General features: G+C 64.5%; 16 protein-coding genes. 10 read left to right on the forward strand and 6 right to left on the reverse strand.

Annotated elements, in window-relative coordinates:
* Positions 1-127: 127 nt before the first annotated feature.
* The 5 genes from GGD66_RS33920 (at position 128) to GGD66_RS33940 (ending at position 4337) form a co-directional block, all read left to right on the forward strand.
* Positions 128-1267, forward strand: a complete 1140-nt coding sequence (locus tag GGD66_RS33920; RefSeq protein WP_092260614.1) for an epoxide hydrolase family protein — start codon at positions 128-130, stop codon at positions 1265-1267.
* Between the two features lie 49 nt (positions 1268-1316).
* Positions 1317-2927, forward strand: coding sequence for an acyl-CoA synthetase (locus tag GGD66_RS33925; protein ID WP_183260991.1), 1611 nt, complete (start codon positions 1317-1319; stop codon positions 2925-2927).
* Between the two features lie 26 nt (positions 2928-2953).
* Complete coding sequence (locus tag GGD66_RS33930; protein WP_183260993.1) at positions 2954-3421, forward strand: MarR family winged helix-turn-helix transcriptional regulator; 468 nt, start codon at positions 2954-2956, stop codon at positions 3419-3421.
* 83 nt (positions 3422-3504) lie between these two features.
* Entirely contained in the window at positions 3505-3891 is a 387-nt protein-coding gene (locus GGD66_RS33935; protein ID WP_183260995.1) for a nuclear transport factor 2 family protein, read from the forward strand.
* 2 nt (positions 3892-3893) lie between these two features.
* The gene (locus GGD66_RS33940; RefSeq protein ID WP_104465320.1) at positions 3894-4337 is read left to right on the forward strand and encodes a hypothetical protein; all 444 of its coding nucleotides are present in this window, start codon (positions 3894-3896) and stop codon (positions 4335-4337) included.
* 1 nt (position 4338) lies between these two features.
* On the opposite strand, the gene GGD66_RS33945 is transcribed toward GGD66_RS33940, so the two are convergent.
* The gene (locus GGD66_RS33945; RefSeq protein WP_183260997.1) at positions 4339-6570 is read right to left on the reverse strand and encodes an ATP-binding protein; all 2232 of its coding nucleotides are present in this window, start codon (positions 6568-6570) and stop codon (positions 4339-4341) included.
* A 240-nt stretch (positions 6571-6810) separates the two neighbouring features.
* On the opposite strand from GGD66_RS33945, the gene GGD66_RS33950 reads away from it, so the two are divergent.
* Positions 6811-7581 (forward strand): DUF2189 domain-containing protein, encoded by a 771-nt coding sequence (locus GGD66_RS33950; RefSeq protein ID WP_026201985.1) that lies wholly within the window; start codon positions 6811-6813, stop codon positions 7579-7581.
* A 191-nt stretch (positions 7582-7772) separates the two neighbouring features.
* On the opposite strand, the gene GGD66_RS33955 is transcribed toward GGD66_RS33950, so the two are convergent.
* Genes GGD66_RS33955 through GGD66_RS33965 form a run of 3 tightly spaced genes read right to left on the reverse strand, consistent with a single transcriptional unit; the run spans position 7773 to position 9059 of the window.
* Positions 7773-8285 carry an SRPBCC family protein gene (locus GGD66_RS33955; protein ID WP_092260627.1) on the reverse strand — a complete coding sequence of 171 codons (513 nt, stop codon included), beginning with the start codon at positions 8283-8285 and terminating at the stop codon, positions 7773-7775.
* A complete protein-coding gene (locus GGD66_RS33960) occupies positions 8282-8752 on the reverse strand; it encodes an SRPBCC family protein (RefSeq protein WP_018318241.1) in 471 nt (156 codons plus the stop codon). Before GGD66_RS33960 ends, GGD66_RS33955 begins: the two co-directional genes overlap by 4 nt.
* Entirely contained in the window at positions 8745-9059 is a 315-nt protein-coding gene (locus tag GGD66_RS33965) for a helix-turn-helix transcriptional regulator (protein WP_092260631.1), read from the reverse strand. Before GGD66_RS33965 ends, GGD66_RS33960 begins: the two co-directional genes overlap by 8 nt.
* A 116-nt stretch (positions 9060-9175) precedes the next feature.
* Between GGD66_RS33965 and GGD66_RS33970 the strand changes: the two genes are divergently transcribed.
* Complete coding sequence (locus tag GGD66_RS33970; protein WP_183260999.1) at positions 9176-10621, forward strand: LVIVD repeat-containing protein; 1446 nt, start codon at positions 9176-9178, stop codon at positions 10619-10621.
* 257 nt (positions 10622-10878) lie between these two features.
* Positions 10879-11499, forward strand: coding sequence for a LysE family translocator (locus GGD66_RS33975; RefSeq protein ID WP_183261001.1), 621 nt, complete (start codon positions 10879-10881; stop codon positions 11497-11499).
* A 3-nt stretch (positions 11500-11502) separates the two neighbouring features.
* Here the strand turns inward: GGD66_RS33975 and GGD66_RS33980 are convergent, their stop codons facing one another.
* A complete protein-coding gene (locus GGD66_RS33980; RefSeq protein WP_183261002.1) occupies positions 11503-12306 on the reverse strand; it encodes an N-formylglutamate amidohydrolase in 804 nt (267 codons plus the stop codon).
* A 75-nt stretch (positions 12307-12381) separates the two neighbouring features.
* Here GGD66_RS33980 and GGD66_RS33985 point away from each other — a divergent pair, with 75 nt between their 5' ends.
* Positions 12382-12780 (forward strand): gamma-glutamylcyclotransferase, encoded by a 399-nt coding sequence (locus GGD66_RS33985; protein ID WP_183261004.1) that lies wholly within the window; start codon positions 12382-12384, stop codon positions 12778-12780.
* A 56-nt stretch (positions 12781-12836) separates the two neighbouring features.
* On the opposite strand, the gene GGD66_RS33990 is transcribed toward GGD66_RS33985, so the two are convergent.
* Positions 12837-13400 carry a chlorite dismutase family protein gene (locus tag GGD66_RS33990; RefSeq protein ID WP_183261006.1) on the reverse strand — a complete coding sequence of 188 codons (564 nt, stop codon included), beginning with the start codon at positions 13398-13400 and terminating at the stop codon, positions 12837-12839.
* 436 nt (positions 13401-13836) lie between these two features.
* Here GGD66_RS33990 and dnaG point away from each other — a divergent pair, with 436 nt between their 5' ends.
* Complete coding sequence (gene dnaG, locus GGD66_RS33995) at positions 13837-15846, forward strand: DNA primase (RefSeq protein ID WP_183261008.1); 2010 nt, start codon at positions 13837-13839, stop codon at positions 15844-15846.
* Positions 15847-16222: the final 376 nt, after the last annotated feature.

Below are 16222 nucleotides of genomic sequence, written 5' to 3' on the forward strand. Positions count from 1 at the left end.
ACCCCACCTCGGTTCGCATGCCGCTTCGCTTCATGCGAACCGCTCCTCCCCCTCCAGGGGAGGATCGGTACCTTTGACGTGGCTGCGATCCGGTCTACTCTCTCGACAAGAAAAATCGGGAGGCACGATGACCGGCGCCATCAAACCGTTCCGCATCGCCATCAGCGACGATATTCTCTCCGATCTCAAGTCGCGTCTCACCCGCACGCGTTGGCCGGAGGCGGAGCTGGTCGACGACTGGAGCCAGGGCGCACCGCTGAAGTGGATCCGGGAGGTCTGTGCCTACTGGGCGAGCGAATATGACTGGCGCGCCCGCGAGGCAAAGCTCAACCGCTTCGCGCAGCTCACCACCGAGATCGACGGGCTCGACATCCACTTTATTCATGCGCGTTCGAAAGAACCAAGCGCGCTGCCGCTGATCATCACCCATGGCTGGCCGGGCTCGATCGTCGAATTCCAGAAGGTGATCGCGCCGCTCACCGATCCCGTCGCGCATGGCGGCAATCCTGCGGATGCGTTTCACGTGATCTGTCCTTCGCTGCCCGGCTTCGGCTTCTCCGCCAAGCCGAAGGCGACCGGCTGGGGCGTCGATCGCATCGCCGCGACCTGGGCGAAGCTGATGGAGCGGCTGGGCTATGCGCGCTATGGCGCGCAAGGCGGCGATTGGGGCTCGGCGGTGACGGCCTCGCTCGGTTCGCAGGATGGGGCGCACTGCGCCGGCATTCACATCACGCTGTCCTTCAACTCGCCGCCGCGCATGGAGGGCGAGCCGACGCCGGAGGAGAAGCGGGCACTCGCCGGCCTCAAGCATTACGTCGATTTCGACTCCGGCTATTCCAAGCAGCAATCGACGCGCCCGCAGACGCTCGGCTATGGCCTCACGGATTCGCCGAGCGGGCAGGCGGCCTGGATTTTGGAAAAGTTCTGGGCCTGGACCGATTGCGACGGGCACCCTGAGAACATCTTCAGCAAGGACGAGCTGCTCGACAACGTCATGCTTTATTGGGTGACGGAGACGGCGACCTCCTCGGCGCGACTCTACTGGGAGAGCTTTGGCAAGCGCCGCACCACGCCTGTCGTCAAGGTGCCGACCGGCGTCGCCGCGTTCCCCAAGGAAATCATCACGCCGGTGCGGAGCTGGATGGAACCGAACTTTCACAACATCACGCATTGGAGCGAGATGGAGAAGGGTGGCCATTTCGCCGCCTTCGAGCAGCCGGAGCTGTTCGTGCGCGATGTCAGGAAATTCTTCCGGACGATGCGGTAACTCTCTAGACTGGGCAACAACGACGAGACCCGGGAAGACGACCAAGCCCATGCTCACCGAAGCCAAGACCTACGACGAGCTCGTCCGCAACTTCCGCTGGGACATCCCGGCGCACTTCAACATGGCGGAAGCGTGCTGCGATCGCCATGCCGACGGCACCGGCCGGCTCGCGCTTGTTTATGTCGACGAGAACGGCGCCCCCACGCGCACCTCCTTCGACGAGGTCGCGGACATGTCGCGCCGCTTTGCCAACGTGCTGAAGGCCGATGGGCTTTCGCGCGGCGACCGCGTCGCGGTGTTCCTGTCGCAATCGCTGGAGCTGCCGATCGCGCATATGGCGGCGTTCCGCTCCGGCCTGGTCTCGATCCCGCTGTTCGCCCTGTTCGGCGAGGACGCGCTGGAATTCCGCCTTTCGAATTCACAGGCGAAGGCAATCATCACGGATGAGGCGGGCTGGGAGAAGCTCACGAAGATCCGCGAGCGGCTGCCCTATTTGCAGGACATCTACATCACGAGCGGCGCCGTCCACGCCGGCGCAAAGCCATTCTGGCCGGCGATCGAAACCGCGTCCGAGGACTTTGCGACCGTCGACACCGCCGCCGATGATCCTGCGCTGATCATCTACACCTCGGGCACGACGGGAAATCCCAAAGGCGCGCTGCATGCGCACCGCGTGGTGCTCGGCCATCTCCCCAATGTCGAGATGTGTCACAACTTCTTACCCAGGCCCGGCGATCTGATGTGGACGCCGGCGGACTGGGCCTGGATCGGCGGCCTCGTCAACGGCCTGCTCGCATTCTGGTATCACGGCATCCCCTTGGTCGGGCATCGCGCGCGCAAATTCGAGCCGCAGGCGGCGATGCAGATGATGGCCGATCTCGGCGTCCGCAACGTCTTCCTGCCGCCAACCGCGCTGAAGCTGATGCGGCAGGCGGGTGTGAAGCACGCGGGCCTCAAGCTCCGCAGCATCTTCACCGGCGGGGAATCGCTCGGCGGCGAGCTGCTCGGCTGGGTGCGCGAGACCTTCGGCATCGACGCCCATGAGGTGTTCGGCCAGACCGAGTGCAATCTCGTGATCGGCAGCAACTCCAACCTGTTTCCAATCCGCCCGGGTTCGATGGGCAAGGCGACGCCGGGCTTCGACGTCCGCATCGTCAACGACAAGGGCGAGGAATTGCCGCGCGGCCAGCGCGGCATCATCGGCGTGCGCCAGCCGTGTCCCGTCACCATGCTCGAATATTGGCGCAATCCGGAGGCGACGGCGAAGAAATATGCCGGCGAATTCCTGCTCACCGGCGATCTCGGCGTGCAGGATGAGGACGGCTATTTCTGGTATGTCAGCCGCGAGGACGACGTCATCACCACCGCCGGCTATCGCGTCGGTCCCTCCGAGATCGAGCACACGCTGATGAAGCACCCCTCGGTGGCAATGGCCGCGGTGGTCGGCATCCCCGATCCGATCCGCACCGAATCGATCAAGGCCTGGATCGTGCTGCGTCCGGGCTTTACCGGCACCGACGCGCTGGCGCGCGAGATCCAGGAGTTCGTCAAGGTGCAGCTCGCCGCGCATGAATATCCGCGCTTCGTCGAATTCGCCGAGACGCTGCCGATGACGGCGACGGGCAAGGTGCTGCGGCGCGAGCTGCGGGCCAAGGGCTGACTTCTTAAAAGGGCTGACTTCCGACAATGGCCAGGACGTCTCAAGCCGCGGGACTTCACCGCGCTTCGCTCGACAAGCTGCACGATCTCGATGCGGCGCTCGAGCTCATGTACTACGGCTGGCGCGGGATGACGCTGGAAGCGGACGAATATCTTGCGAAACAGGGCCTGTCGCGTCCGCATCATCGTATCCTCTACGTGGTGGCACGCCGGCCCGATATCGCGATCGGCTCGCTGCTCGAGGTCCTCGGCATTTCCAAGCAGGCCTTGAGCCGGCCGCTCAGTCTGCTGCTGGAGCGCAAGCTGGTGACGTCGAGGCGCTCGCCCGAGCAGCATCGCTCCAAGCTGCTGCGTCTGACGGCCGCCGGGCAGCGCATCGAGCAACGGGCCTCGGACCACGAGCGCAAGGTTTTGCGCGAGGCGTTCGATCGCGTCGGCGCGTCGGGGGCGGCGGCATGGATGGCTGTCATGGGGACGATCGCCGACAACAGTTGACGGTTCTTAAAGTCAATGTAGTTGACATGAGAGGCGGGCTTTGCCACTGTCTTGGCAACAGGCCGGGGAGGGCCCGTGTCGTCATGAGCGGACAGAATCCATTGAGCGCGCAGAAAATGAATCGCGCGGCCGCCGAGCGCTTCGTCGCGGCATGGTGCGCGAATTGGTGCAAGGTCGATATCGACGCGGTGGTGGCGCATTTCGCCGAGAATGCGCAGATGCGCAGCCCTCTGGCGCTGACGCTGACCGGTTCTCCTGTCGTCGCCGGCATCGAGAATATCCGCGCCTATTGGCGCAAAGCCTATGGCCACATCGAAAGCGCGGACCTGAAGATCCTGAGCTGGAGCTGGGACGACACCATCGCGCGCCTGACGGTGTGGTGGCAGCTCGGCGACACGCGCGCCAGCGAGTTCATGGATTTTGACGACGCGGGGCGCGTCGTGCGCAGCGAAGCCTTTTACGGAAAATGACCATGCGCCTTTCGGATATCGTTCTGCTCCTCAACACGCTGTGGTTCGGCGGCGCCTTCATCCAGTTCAGCATTGCGCAGGCCAACACGCTGAAGATCTTGCTGCCGCGGGAAGAGCGCAGCAATCCGATCGCGCCGACCCTGGCGGCCAGCGTTGCGTTCCTGGGCGGGATGAACCTGCCGATCGGGCTGTTGTCGTTCTACCTTCTGGTTGCGCGTCCGCTCTTCTTCCAGCCGGTCGAGGCGCAGCTCACGCTGTTCCTGTTCTTTTCGGCCTGCCATTTCAGTCAGTTCGCCTATAACCTCCCAGTGCTGATGCGTGGCGGACGTGTCGGGGTCGCCTACTGGCCGGTGTTGAAGGGCCCGATGCTCCGGATCTTCGTCATCGACGCGGGCCTGTTCGCGGCCAATCTCGCAGTGGCGCTCCAGCTCGCGATAGCGTCCTGATCTACCGCGACGGCTCCGAGAGCGCGGCCCGCAGCATCGCCGCAAGATCCTTTCGCCGGAACGGCTTGGTCAGAATGCGGGCGTCGCCAGCCCCGTCCGGTGTCTTGACGGGCGTCTGGCTGTAGCCGGAGGTGAAGAGCACTTTGAGATCAGGCCGCAGCTCGGTTGCTTGCCTCGCAAGCTCCGGCCCGAATATGCCGCCGGGCATGACGACGTCGGTGAACAGCAGCTGGATGTCTCCGGGCTGGCGCAGCACCTCCAGCGCTGCCGGTCCGTTCGACGTCGCGATGACCCGGTAGCCGAGCGTGCTGAGCTCGTTCTCGACATAGGCCCGCACCATGTCGTCGTCTTCGACGAGGAGAATGGTCTCGTGTCCCGCTTGTGTGACGGTCGCTTCCGCTGGGCGCAGGTCCTCGCCCGGCGGTGTTTCGAGACGGGGAAAGAACAGCCTGACGACACTGCCTCGTCCCGGCTCGGACTGTATCTGCACAAGTCCGCCGGACTGTTGTGCAAATCCGTAGACCATGCTCAGGCCGAGGCCGGTCCCCTTGCCAACCTCCTTGGTCGTGAAGAACGGCTCGAACGCGCGGCTGACCACCTCGGCGCTCATGCCGCTGCCGGTATCGGTCACGGCCACCATCACGTAGTCGCCGGGCCGCGGCTCGCCGTTGACGTCGAGGTCGGATTCACCGAGCGAATTGTTGCGCACCTCGACCGTCAGCTTGCCGCCCTCCGGCATCGCGTCGCGCGCGTTGAGCACGAGGTTGAGCAGGGCCGTCGTCAGCTGGCCGGGATCGACGCTGGCCGGCCATAAATCCCGTTCGAGCGCGAAGCGGCACTCGATGTGCTCGCCCAGTGTCCGACGCAGAAGCTGCTCCATGCCGAGCACTTTCTCGGCGATGTCGATCTCTCTCGGCCGCAGCGGCTGCTTGCGTGCGAAGGCGAGCAGGCTCCGTGTCAGGTCAGAGCCGCGCTCGGCGGCGGTCGCGATGTCGCCGGCGATGCGGTGCAATTCCTTGTTTCCCGCCAGCTGGTCGGCAAGATGCTCGGAGTTGCCGAGAATGACGGTCAGGAGATTGTTGAAGTCATGCGCCACGCCGCCGGTGAGCTGGCCCATGGCTTCCATCTTCTGGGATTGGCTGAGCTTCTGGTTGAGATCCGCGATCGCGGCGCGCTGCCGCTGCAGCGATTCGGCGGTGCCGTTGAGCAGGGTCATCAATCCGCCGAGCTCGCCGCCCGGATGGGGCTCCGGAATGCGCGCGCTGAGATCTCCGCGCCCGAGCCTCTTCGCCATGGTGGCGAGCCGCCCGACCTGGCGGCCGATGCTCACGGTCGTGAGGATCCATAAGCCGGCCAGGAGCAGCAGTAAGGCCACCGCGAGAATCGCCATGTCCTCGTAAAGCCGGCGGTTCGCTGCCGCGACCAGTCCGTCCTTGGAGCGTCCGACCATGATGGTGAGGCCGGCCTTGCGCATCGAGGGCGAGCGGGCAACGCCCCAGATCTGCGTGCGGCCCCCGCGGTCGGTGACTTCCCGAAATGGCTCGCCATCGGGCGCTGCCGCAAAGCGGAACAGATCGGAGCCCGCAATGGTCCCGCCAATGGGCACGCTCCAGCCGCCGCCCTTGGGGGCGACCAGGACCGTACCCTTGGCGTCGACGAACAGGATGTCCTTCTCGGCCAGCAGCCGCTTGTCGTGAAATTCCGCGAATTTGTTCAGGTTGAAGGATGCGAGCAGCACGAATTTCAGCGCGCCCGCCTCCGATCGCACGGGATAGGCGATCTGGAGCACCGATAGCCCGGTGAGGCGGCCGAACACCGGCTCCGCGGCAACGACGCCTTGAAGACCCTTGACCTCTTTGAAATAGCCGCGGTCGTTCAGGTCGAGGGTGCGGTTGGTCCGAAGCGAGTCGCAGAACAGGCTGCCGTCGGGATCGATGGTCAAGATGCCCGTGAACTGCGGATATTCTTCGCGCACTTCCGACAGGAACGCCGAGCACGCCGCCTTGTCGCGCGTGTCGAGGTCGCGGGCCCGGGCGAGCCCATAATGAAGCTGGGCGGTGCCCTGGATCTTCTCGTTCAGATCGCTCGCGATGTCGTCGGCGGATGCGGCCAGATTGGCCAGCGCCGCGTCGATCTCGCTGGCCCGGTTCTGCACAAAACGCAGCCCGACCAGGATCGCGGGCACCAGCATGGCGGCAATGACGAGGATCAGTAACCGGGTACGCAGGCTCATCGGTGGGGCGGTCCGCTCTCAGGCGCATCTGCTCGGAGGTACAATTTGCGGACGATCGTCTGCCCAGTCCATAGCATTGGCGCGAAAATCGCGCCGATGGTGAAGGATTTCGCATCGCGAGCATTGTTACCTCGCCGCTGCTCTTCGCGCCGGCTGGCATCAAGTTGCGCCTGCGCGCGGCGGCGCTAGTATCGCAGCATGCGCGCGACGAAAGATCGCGCCGATGTGTGGAGGGAGCTGATGTCCATCTCCGGCAAGGTCGATCCGGTGGTACGTCGCGTCGCGGCGACCGATATCGCCGAGGCGCTGGTCGAGGGTCTGCGCGATTTCCAGGCGCTACCGTTTTACGGTCTCTGCTTCGGCGCGCTCTACGCCGCCGGCGGCATCGCCATCATGCTGTGCCTCACCGCCTTCGGAATGGTCTATCTCGTCTATCCCCTGGCGGCAGGCTTCGCGTTGATCGGGCCATTCGTGGCGATCGGGCTCTATGAGGTCAGCCGCCGCCGCGAGCGCGGCGAGCCGGTCTCCTTCGGCGCGATCTGGTCGGCCGTGCGCGCGCGCAGCGAGATCGGCTGGATGGCGTTCGTCACGCTGTTCGTGTTCGTGATCTGGATGTATCAGGTGCGGCTCCTGATCGCGCTGCTGCTCGGTCTGCACGCTTCGTTCTCGAGCCTTCAGGAATTCATGACCGTGGTGCTGACCACGAATGAAGGCCTGCTGTTCCTCGGCATCGGCAATGCGGTCGGCGCGGTGCTGTCGCTGATCCTGTTCTCGCTGACCGTGGTGTCGTTTCCGCTGTTGCTCGACCGCGAGGTCGATTTCGTCACGGCGATGGTGACAAGCGTGCGCGCGGTGGTGACGAGCCCGCTGCCGATGATCACATGGGCCGCCGTGATCGTGATGCTGCTGATCGTCTCGGCGCTGCCTTACTTTCTCGGGCTGATCGTGACGTTACCCGTGCTCGGGCATGCGACCTGGCATCTTTATCGGCGGCTGGTGGTGCCGGTGTAGCTAGTCGCTGTCCTTTTGCCCTTGGGCGGTGCCGTAGGGTGGGCAAAGCGACTTGTCCGCCGTAGCTCGAAGAGCGAAGGCGGAAGCGTGCCCACCACCCCTCTCAACCGGGGACAGATGGTGGGCACGGCGCAAGTGCGCCTTTGCCCACCCTACGATGCCGAGTTCGCGGAGACAGACCCCGTCTCGCCCTACGGCGTCTTGATCCCCATCGCCTTCAGGGCATCCAGCATCCGCTGCGGTGGCCCCATCTTCACCGCCAGCGGCTTGCCGGTTTCCAACAGGCTCTTGAGGCTGGACAGGATCGCGGGCCAGCCCGAACGGCCACCGGCGAGGATGTCCTCGCTGAGCGGGCGGTCGTGGCCTTCGCTCATGGTAAGCCGGACCGCATCGCCGGCCTGTTCGATCTCGTAGGTGACGAGAGTCGGCCCGAGCTTCTCGATCAGCTCGGGCCAGTTGACGTTGAAGGTGACCGACAGCTTTCGCGGCGGATCGTAGGCGAGAACCTCGCCGCTGATGTGCAACGCGCCATCGGGCGTGCGCACGGTGAACGCGCCGCCAAGGCGCGGCTCGACCTCCACGGCATTGCCGAAGAAATACTGCTTGCTGAACTGGGCCGAGGTCAGCGCCTCCCACACTTTCTCCGGCGTCGAGGCGATGTAGATGGTGTAGACCGTCAGCGGCTTGAATTGATCGAGGTTCATTTTGCGTCGAATCCCTTGTTGAGCGCCGTGCGGGGAATGGCGAGCACTTTGCCCCTCTCCAGCAGGCTCTTGAGCCCGGACAGGATCGCCGGCCAGCCATTGGAGACGGCGCCGAGATATTTGCCGCCCTCGACGAAGCCGTCATGCAACACGGTCAAACGCACGAGCGCGCCGAACGGTTCGATGGTGAAGACGACGCGTGAGATTGGCTCGCCGCGCAGCTCTTCGAATTTCTGGTGCTTGAAGCTGTAGGACAGGCGGCGCGGCGGATCGGATTCCAGGATTTCGCCGGAATCGGTGATCTCGCCGTCGAGCGTGAGCGCAAAGGGCGAGCCGACCTGCCAGTCGGAGCGGACCTCGGCGCCGAACCAGTACTGCCTGGTGAATTCGCTCGACGTCAACGCCTCCCACAGCTTTTCCGGCGTGGTCTCGATATAGGTCACGTAGACGAACTCCGGCTTACTCATCGCGCTTCTCCAACTGGCGTTTCAACTCGCTGAGTGCGGCGAGCTTGCCGCGCTCGAATTTTTTGATCCAGCGTTCGCCGATCTGATGGATCGGCACCGGGTTGAGATAGTGCAGCTTCTCGCGGCCATGCCTGATGGCGGTGACGAGATTGGCCTCTTCCAGGATCGCAATGTGCTTGGTCACGGCCTGCCGCGTCATCGCAAGGCCCTCGCAGAGTTCGTTCAGCGTCTGGCCGTTCTTGGCATGAAGCCTGTCGAGCAGCGACCGTCGTGACGCATCGGCGAGCGCTTTGAAGACCTCATCCATGGTGTCGATAATAGGCAACCAAACGGTTGCATGTCAAGATGGAGTCTTTGGCGCGCGCAGTCGGCCGTGCTAGCCTCGACGCTCAGCCAACGCAGATTGGTTCCGGGAGGATTTTGATGTTCCGTCGCGTTTCACGTGTTGCCGCTCTCGTCCTTTTCGCGTGCAGCACCGCGGCCCAGGCGCAGAAGCAGACCATCGGCGCGCCGCCCGAAGCCTCCAACATGAAGCTCGTCGGGAGCAACGATCTCCAGGCCCGCAGCGCCTATCAGCCGACCATCCATCACCAGGGCGATCGCTGGATCGCCTATATCGGCCATCACGGCGGCACTGATGATGTGCCCGCGCCCGTCAATCCGATGACGGGCAAGGCCGAGCCGAACGGAACCTCGATCGTCGACGTCACCGATCCCGCGCATCCAAAATATCTGCGGCATCTGCCGGGGCAGGAGGGCAAGTACGAATCCGGCGGCGCGCAGATGGTGCGGGTGTGCGACGGCAAGGCCTTGCCGAAGGGCGATCCCAACGCGGTCTACATGCTCAGGACGTTCGGCGGCGAGGCGCACGAGATCTGGAACGTCACCGATCCCGCGAGCCCCGTGCTCATCACCCGCATCGGCGGCCTGAAGGACACCCACAAGAGCTGGTGGGAATGCGACACCGGTATCGCCTATCTCGTCTCGGGCGCGCCGGACTGGCGCACGCGGCGGATGACGCAGATCTATGATCTCTCCGATCCCGCGCGCCCGCAGAAGATCCGCGATTTCGGTCTGCCCGGTCAGGAGCCCGGTTCGACCGGCGCGGTGCCGACCGAATTGCACGGGCCGATCTCGACCGGGCCCGACGGCAACCGCGTCTATTTCGGCTACGGCACCAACAAGGGCGGCATTTTGCAGATCGTCGATCGCGACAAGCTCTTGAGCGGGGCAAAGGAGCCGACGCCGGACAATCTGCGCTATCCCGAGATTGCGCGCATGCCGATGTCCGCCTTCAACGGCGCGCACACGACGTTTCCGATGCTCGACATGCCCATCGCGGAATTCGCCGAGGACAAGGACGGCAAGACCCGCGACATCGTCATGATCGTGAATGAAGCGATCCTCAACGAATGCGGCGAGGCGCGGCAGATGGTGTGGTTCGCCGACGTCACCACCGAGACGCGGCCGATGATGATCTCGAGCTACACCGTGCCGGAGGCGAGCGGGCAGTTCTGTCAGCGCGGCGGACGCTTCGGCGCGCATTCCTCCAACGAGAGCATGGCGCCAGTCTACTACAAGAAGATGGCCTTCATCTCCTTCTTCAATGCCGGCGTGCGCGCGCTCGACATCCGCGATCCCTATCACCCGAAGGAAGTCGGCTACTTCATTCCGTCGATCACCAGCGCAACCGACAAGCGCTGCATCCCGATCGAGGGCGGCGAGCGCTGCAAGGTCGCGATCCAGACCAACAATGTCGAGACCGATGATCGCGGCTACATCTACATCGTCGACCGCGCCAATACCGGCCTGCATATCCTGGAGCTGACCGGCCCGGCCCGCAATGTCGCCGGCCTGCCGAAGAACTGACGATGCGGGGCGGAGCGATGTCGGCGTCGATGTTGGTACGCCGGCTTCCACATTCAACGCTGTCATTCCCCGCGCAGGCGGAGAATCCAGTATTCCAGAGACGTTGGTGAAGTGCGGAGGCGTCGCGGCGTACTGGATCCCCCGCTTTCGCGGGGGATCCACCGTTGGTTGAGCGCGCACCTTGCGCTCATCTCACTTCCCTCTGCGCCCGTCCCATGCATTAATGCCCGCAAGCCGCCATCAGCCGAGTCCTCCCCATGATGTCCATGCAAGCCTATTTCGCCTTCGTCGCCGCCTGCATTGCGCTGGCGCTGCTGCCGGGGCCGATCGTCACCCTCGTCATCGCCAACGGCCTGCGCCACGGCACGCGTGCCGCGCTGACCAACGTGGCCGGCGCGCAGGCCGGCCTTGCCATCGTCATCGGCATCGTCGCGGTCGGCCTGACCTCGCTGATGGCGACCATGGGCTACTGGTTCGACTGGGTGCGCTTTGCCGGCGCCGCCTATCTCGTCTGGCTCGGCATCAAGCTGATCTGGGCGCCGGTCGAGGGCGTCGATGTCGACACACCGCCACCGCCGCCGCGCGGCGGCTTCTTCCTGCAGGGTTTCCTGGTGCTGCTGTCGAATCCGAAGGTGCTGGTGTTTTTCGGCGCCTTCATCCCGCAGTTCATGGACATGAGCCAGCCGCACTTTCCGCAAGTGGCGCTGCTGGGCGCGACCTTCATGGTCACCGCCGTGGTGACCGACGCGCTCTACGCCATCGCCGCAGGCCGCGCGCGAAAATTCTTCTCGGCCCGCCGCACGCGGATGATGTCGCGCATCTCCGGCGGCTTCATGATCGGCGGCGGCATCTGGCTGGCGCTGACTAGGGCGAAGTGAGGCTTACACCAACAGCTCCACCTTCAGCTCCATCTCGACCTCGGCAAGGATCCTTGCCAGCCGTTCGGCCCATTGCTGCTGGCCGGTGTGGTCGGCGATCAGATCCTGCCGGATCTCGATGCCGGTGTTGACGAGGCCGCGCCCTTCGCCGTGGACGGGGATGGTGTAGTCGGTGAGGTCGCTGACCGCGTAAGGCTCGTTGTCGCCGACAACGAGATCGCCCTCTGCGCGCAGATGTTTCAACAGCAGTTGCGGCAGCACGGTGTCGCGGTTGTACAGCGCGGCGATGTGCCAGGGCCGCGCGACGCCGGCATAGACGGGCGTGAAGCTGTGCAGCGACACCAGCACCGTCGGCCGCTCGTCGTGCAGGCGGGCGTCGATCGCGGCATCGATGCGATCATGATAAGGCTCGAAAATCTCGCGCCGCCGTGCCTCCCGCTCCCCATCCGATATCCCTTCGTTGCGCGGGATCGCGGTGGCTTCGGAGATCACGGGGATCGAGCTTGCCGCAGAAGGCGGGCGGTTGCAGTCGATCACGAGCCGCGAATAGCGCTGCGCGATCAGATGCGCATCCAGCAACCTTGCGAGCCGCTCGGCGACGCCGGCAATGCCGATGTCCCAGCCGATGTGCCTGACAAGCTCGCTTTCCGCGATGCCGAGATCGCCGAGCGCGCGCGGCAGCACCCGTCCGTAATGATCCGAGGTGAGCAGAAAGGGCGAAGTCCCTTCGGCATTCACCTCATGCACGGGCAAAATATCGCCCTCGCCGAGCAGTTGATCGGCGGCCTCGGCCGTGTGCAGATCCATCCTGATTGCCTATGAAACGATTACGTGTCTAAACGGAGTAACGATATTGCACCGACGTCGCAACTTTAGAGCAGCATGACCTCCGATCGCCTTTTCGTCTACGGCACCCTGATGCGCGGCTTCGACCATCCGATGGCGCGGCTGCTGGCGGGACACGCGGATTTCCTCGGTGAAGCGACCTGCCGCGGCCGGCTCGTCCTGGTGAAGCATTATCCGGGATTGCTGCTGTCGAATGCTGCCTCCGACATCGTTCATGGCGAGCTCTTCCGGATGCGCGTGCCTGACGAGCTGCTGGGGGAGCTCGACATGTATGAAGCTTGCGGCGAGGGTTTTCCCGAGCCGACCGAATATCTGCGCCGGCTGATCGACGTGACGCTGCCTGATGGCGCCACGGAGAAGGCCTGGACCTATGTCTACAACTGGCCCGTCACGGGTTTGCCGCTCATCGAGTCCGGGCGGTTCTTGGCGCACTAGTTGTTTTCGAGCATGATCTTCTCGGAAAACCGCTTCGCACTTTTCCGGATCATGCTCTAAGCCGACAGCACTTCCTTCACCACGCGCACGTCGACCTCGCGCTCGACGTAACTCCATTCCTCGGTTTCCCGGAGCATCGCCACCAGCTCCTCGAACAGCGAGGCGTGCGCGGGAGCGAATTCGAACCAGGTCAGGAAATCGAAGGGCTCGCCGAGGTCGCGGCAATGATAGAGCTGGCGCGCGATCGCGGGCAGGAAACGAAGGCTGCTCGCGATGTGGTGCGACTTGTCCTCGAAGATCTGGCGTCGCTCTTCCTGCGTCAGCTCCCACCAGGCCTGCGATTTGCGGATCGGGATCAGTGCCGCGCTGGTTGCTTCCATCCGGCCGAGGCCGGCCTGCACGGCTGTGAGCTGCTGCTTCTCAGGCCGCTCGGTGTAGCGCAAATTGCTCGGGGCGCCGACCAGTCGCCACGCATTGCGCGAGGGCACCAGCGGCAATGAGACGGCCTCGCTGTCGGTCACCGACAGCGCCGGCATGAAGGGCAGGGGCTCGCCGGTCACGGGTGCGATCGAGATCACACGCCAGCCCCCGCTGTGGCCGCCCCGAAAGGTCCTGAACATGGGGATATGGAAGCGTGGAACCGGGTTAGGTTCAAGGGGCTCGTCATTTCGGCACTACGGTCCCATCATCCTGAGGCGCGAGTGGCGCGATGCCATGCATCGCGCCGGGAGCTTGAAGGATGAACGGCCGAGCTGATGCTCAGTACTCGACGCGGTTAGAGCCGGGCCGTCGCCCTTCGAGGCTCGCCGAAGAGGCGAGCACCTCAGGGTGACGGATGAAAGCAATCGCTCGTGGCATTGGGCTCGCGCTGATGCGTCCGCGGCGCTGTCAATATTCGCGTGTAGGTATTCGTCTTGGAGACAAATAGCGTATGTGGACAAAGTGGATATGGACGGAACGTATCAAGAACATTAAATGAGCAATTGAAGCAAGGCAACGATTTGCCTTTCTGAGTTGGGCGGCTCCGTGCGGCCACTGACAGAGTTCCATTCCCCCATGCGCTTCACGCCCCAATTCCTCGACGAGCTTCGTGCCCGGCTTTCGGTCTCCGAAGTCGTGGGCAAGCGCGTCAAGCTGAAGAAGGCCGGGCGGGAGTGGAAGGGGCTGTCGCCGTTCCAGCAGGAGAAGACGCCGTCCTTCTACGTCAACGACCAGAAGGGTTTTTACCACGACTTCTCCTCCGGCAAGCACGGCGACATCATCTCCTTCGTGATGGAGACCGACGGCCTGCCGTTCGCCGAGGCCGTCGAGCGGCTCGCCGGCATGGCGGGCCTGGCGCTGCCGGCGGTGACGCCGGATGCGGCGCGGCAGGAGCAGCGCCGCCGCACGCTCCATGACGTCATGGATCTCGCCGCGACCTATTTCGCGGAGACGCTGGCCTCGCGCGTCGGCGCCAAGGCGCGCGGCTATCTCGCCGACCGCGGGATCTCGCCGGCGACGCAATTGCAGTTCCGCCTCGGCTATGCCTCGCCCGATCGCTTCGCGCTGAAGGAGCATCTCGGCAAGCTCGGTGTCTCCGTCGACGACATGGTCGAGACCGGCCTGCTGGTGGCCGGAGACGACATTCCCGTTCCCTACGACCGCTTCCGCGACCGCGTGATGTTTCCGATCACGGACTTACGCGGCCGCGTCATCGCGTTCGGCGGGCGCGCGCTGGAGAAGGACGTTCCGGCCAAATATCTCAATTCGCCGGAGACGCCGCTCTTCCACAAGGGTGACAATCTCTACAATCACCAGACCGCGCGCAAAGCCACCCATGACGGCAGCGCGCTGATCGTGGTCGAAGGCTATGTCGACGTCATCGCCATGGTCACCGCGGGCTTTGCCGGCGCGGTCGCGCCGCTCGGCACCGCGCTCACCGAAAGCCAACTGGCGCTGCTGTGGAAGATGGCGGACGAGCCGATCCTCTGCTTCGACGGCGACCGCGCCGGCCAGAAGGCGGCTTATCGTGCCGCTGATCTCGCGCTGCCATTCCTCGCGCCGGGCAAGAGCTTGCGCTTCGCACTGTTGCCGGAGGGGCAGGACCCCGACGATCTCGCGCGCTCCGGCGGCCGCGGCGCGATCGAGGAAGTCATCGCGGCGGCGAAGCCGCTTGCCGAGATGATCTGGTCGCGCGAGCTCGAAGGCGGCAATTTTGCCACCCCCGAGCGCCGCGCCGCGCTGGAGGCGCGCATCAAGGAGCTCGCGAACGGCATCCGCGACGAGGTGGTGCGGCGCTATTACCGCGATGATTTTGCCGAGCGGCTGCGGCGCACTTTCGCGCCCGAGGGTGGCCGCGGCGGCTTTGCCGGACGGGGCAATCTTCAAGGCAATTCCGGCCGCCAATTCCAGCCCAGGGCTGCGGGAGGCGCGAATCGATTCGGTGGCCAGGGATTCGGCGGCGGGCGCCGCGGCGCGCCCGGCCCCACCCTGTTACCCTCCGGCCCCTACCAGGCGGCGAGCCCGCAGCTGGCGGCCAGCCCGATCATGCGCGGCCAGCGCAGCGCCATCTCCCGCCGGGAGGCCCTGATCCTGCAATGCCTGATCAACCACCCCTGGCTGCTGCACGACCACCTCGAGGAGGTCGCGGCCCTGGAGCTGGCCCATCCCGAGGCCCACAAGCTCAGGGCCGGCATCATCGCCGCCTTTGCCAATGACCACCACCATTCCCCGGACCCCGGCGAGCAGGCCGAAAAGATGCGCGGCGATCTCGCCAAAGGTGGATTTTCGCAAGTCCTTCAACGGGTTGAGAACGGCATCACCACCGCGGCGGTGTGGGGCGCCCGCGAAGGCGCCGCCCCCGACGACGTTCTCGCCACCTGGCATCAGCTGGTTGCCTTGCATCGGCAATGGCATTCACTACTTAGAGAGCTGAAAGACGCCGAGCTGGCCTTGGGGGAGGACCCCAGCGAGGCCAATTTGGCGTGGCTGCGTGACGTCAAGGCCCGGATGGCCGAGGTCGACGGCACCGAAGCCCTGATTGAGGGTTTTGGCGAGCTGTCGGGTCGGTTCCAGAAGAGCGTGTGATGAAAGAATCATGCGGACGGCCGGAGCCGGAACCGCTAAAAGACTCGCCAAATCCAAGGTTTGGCGGCAAAAACAGGGTTAATCGAGGCTTAACGGTCTTGTAGCACTTTGGCCACCAGGCGGCCGCAGGCAGAACAGACGCGTCAGGAATGAATCCGCGCAATTGCTGTTGGCACTACACCTGCATCCGCTGCGACAAAGAGGCTGACGAAGCGTTAGGCATTTCCGGCGAGAGAGAGTTGGGGGTGGCGAGAGATATGTGCGCCGCCCTTTCCGTGTCGAGAGCTGCCGAAGCGAGAGCGTCGGGCAACAGGTTCATGTGAATTCAGGCAGACGCGGCGAGCCGACTGCATTGAAGCGCGTTTAGGAGCAATGG

Source organism: Bradyrhizobium sp. CIR48 (assembly GCF_014198315.1).
In the GTDB taxonomy this organism is placed as follows: Bacteria; Pseudomonadota; Alphaproteobacteria; order Rhizobiales; family Xanthobacteraceae; genus Bradyrhizobium.

Excerpts from the sequence above, each read along its gene's own strand:
- GGD66_RS33925 (WP_183260991.1), top strand. The coding sequence starts at position 1,317 with ATGCTCACCGAAGCCAAGACCTACGACGAGCTCGTCCGCAACTTCCGC.
- GGD66_RS33935 (WP_183260995.1), top strand. The coding sequence starts at position 3,505 with ATGAGCGGACAGAATCCATTGAGCGCGCAGAAAATGAATCGCGCGGCC.
- GGD66_RS33975 (WP_183261001.1), top strand. The coding sequence starts at position 10,879 with ATGATGTCCATGCAAGCCTATTTCGCCTTCGTCGCCGCCTGCATTGCG.
- dnaG (WP_183261008.1), top strand. The coding sequence starts at position 13,837 with ATGCGCTTCACGCCCCAATTCCTCGACGAGCTTCGTGCCCGGCTTTCG.
- GGD66_RS33950 (WP_026201985.1), top strand. The coding sequence starts at position 6,811 with ATGTCCATCTCCGGCAAGGTCGATCCGGTGGTACGTCGCGTCGCGGCG.
- GGD66_RS33990 (WP_183261006.1), bottom strand. The coding sequence starts at position 13,400 with ATGTTCAGGACCTTTCGGGGCGGCCACAGCGGGGGCTGGCGTGTGATC.
- GGD66_RS33940 (WP_104465320.1), top strand. The coding sequence starts at position 3,894 with ATGCGCCTTTCGGATATCGTTCTGCTCCTCAACACGCTGTGGTTCGGC.
- GGD66_RS33965 (WP_092260631.1), bottom strand. The coding sequence starts at position 9,059 with ATGGATGAGGTCTTCAAAGCGCTCGCCGATGCGTCACGACGGTCGCTG.
- GGD66_RS33960 (WP_018318241.1), bottom strand. The coding sequence starts at position 8,752 with ATGAGTAAGCCGGAGTTCGTCTACGTGACCTATATCGAGACCACGCCG.
- GGD66_RS33955 (WP_092260627.1), bottom strand. The coding sequence starts at position 8,285 with ATGAACCTCGATCAATTCAAGCCGCTGACGGTCTACACCATCTACATC.
- GGD66_RS33970 (WP_183260999.1), top strand. The coding sequence starts at position 9,176 with ATGTTCCGTCGCGTTTCACGTGTTGCCGCTCTCGTCCTTTTCGCGTGC.
- GGD66_RS33920 (WP_092260614.1), top strand. The coding sequence starts at position 128 with ATGACCGGCGCCATCAAACCGTTCCGCATCGCCATCAGCGACGATATT.
- GGD66_RS33945 (WP_183260997.1), bottom strand. The coding sequence starts at position 6,570 with ATGAGCCTGCGTACCCGGTTACTGATCCTCGTCATTGCCGCCATGCTG.
- GGD66_RS33980 (WP_183261002.1), bottom strand. The coding sequence starts at position 12,306 with ATGGATCTGCACACGGCCGAGGCCGCCGATCAACTGCTCGGCGAGGGC.
- GGD66_RS33930 (WP_183260993.1), top strand. The coding sequence starts at position 2,954 with ATGGCCAGGACGTCTCAAGCCGCGGGACTTCACCGCGCTTCGCTCGAC.
- GGD66_RS33985 (WP_183261004.1), top strand. The coding sequence starts at position 12,382 with ATGACCTCCGATCGCCTTTTCGTCTACGGCACCCTGATGCGCGGCTTC.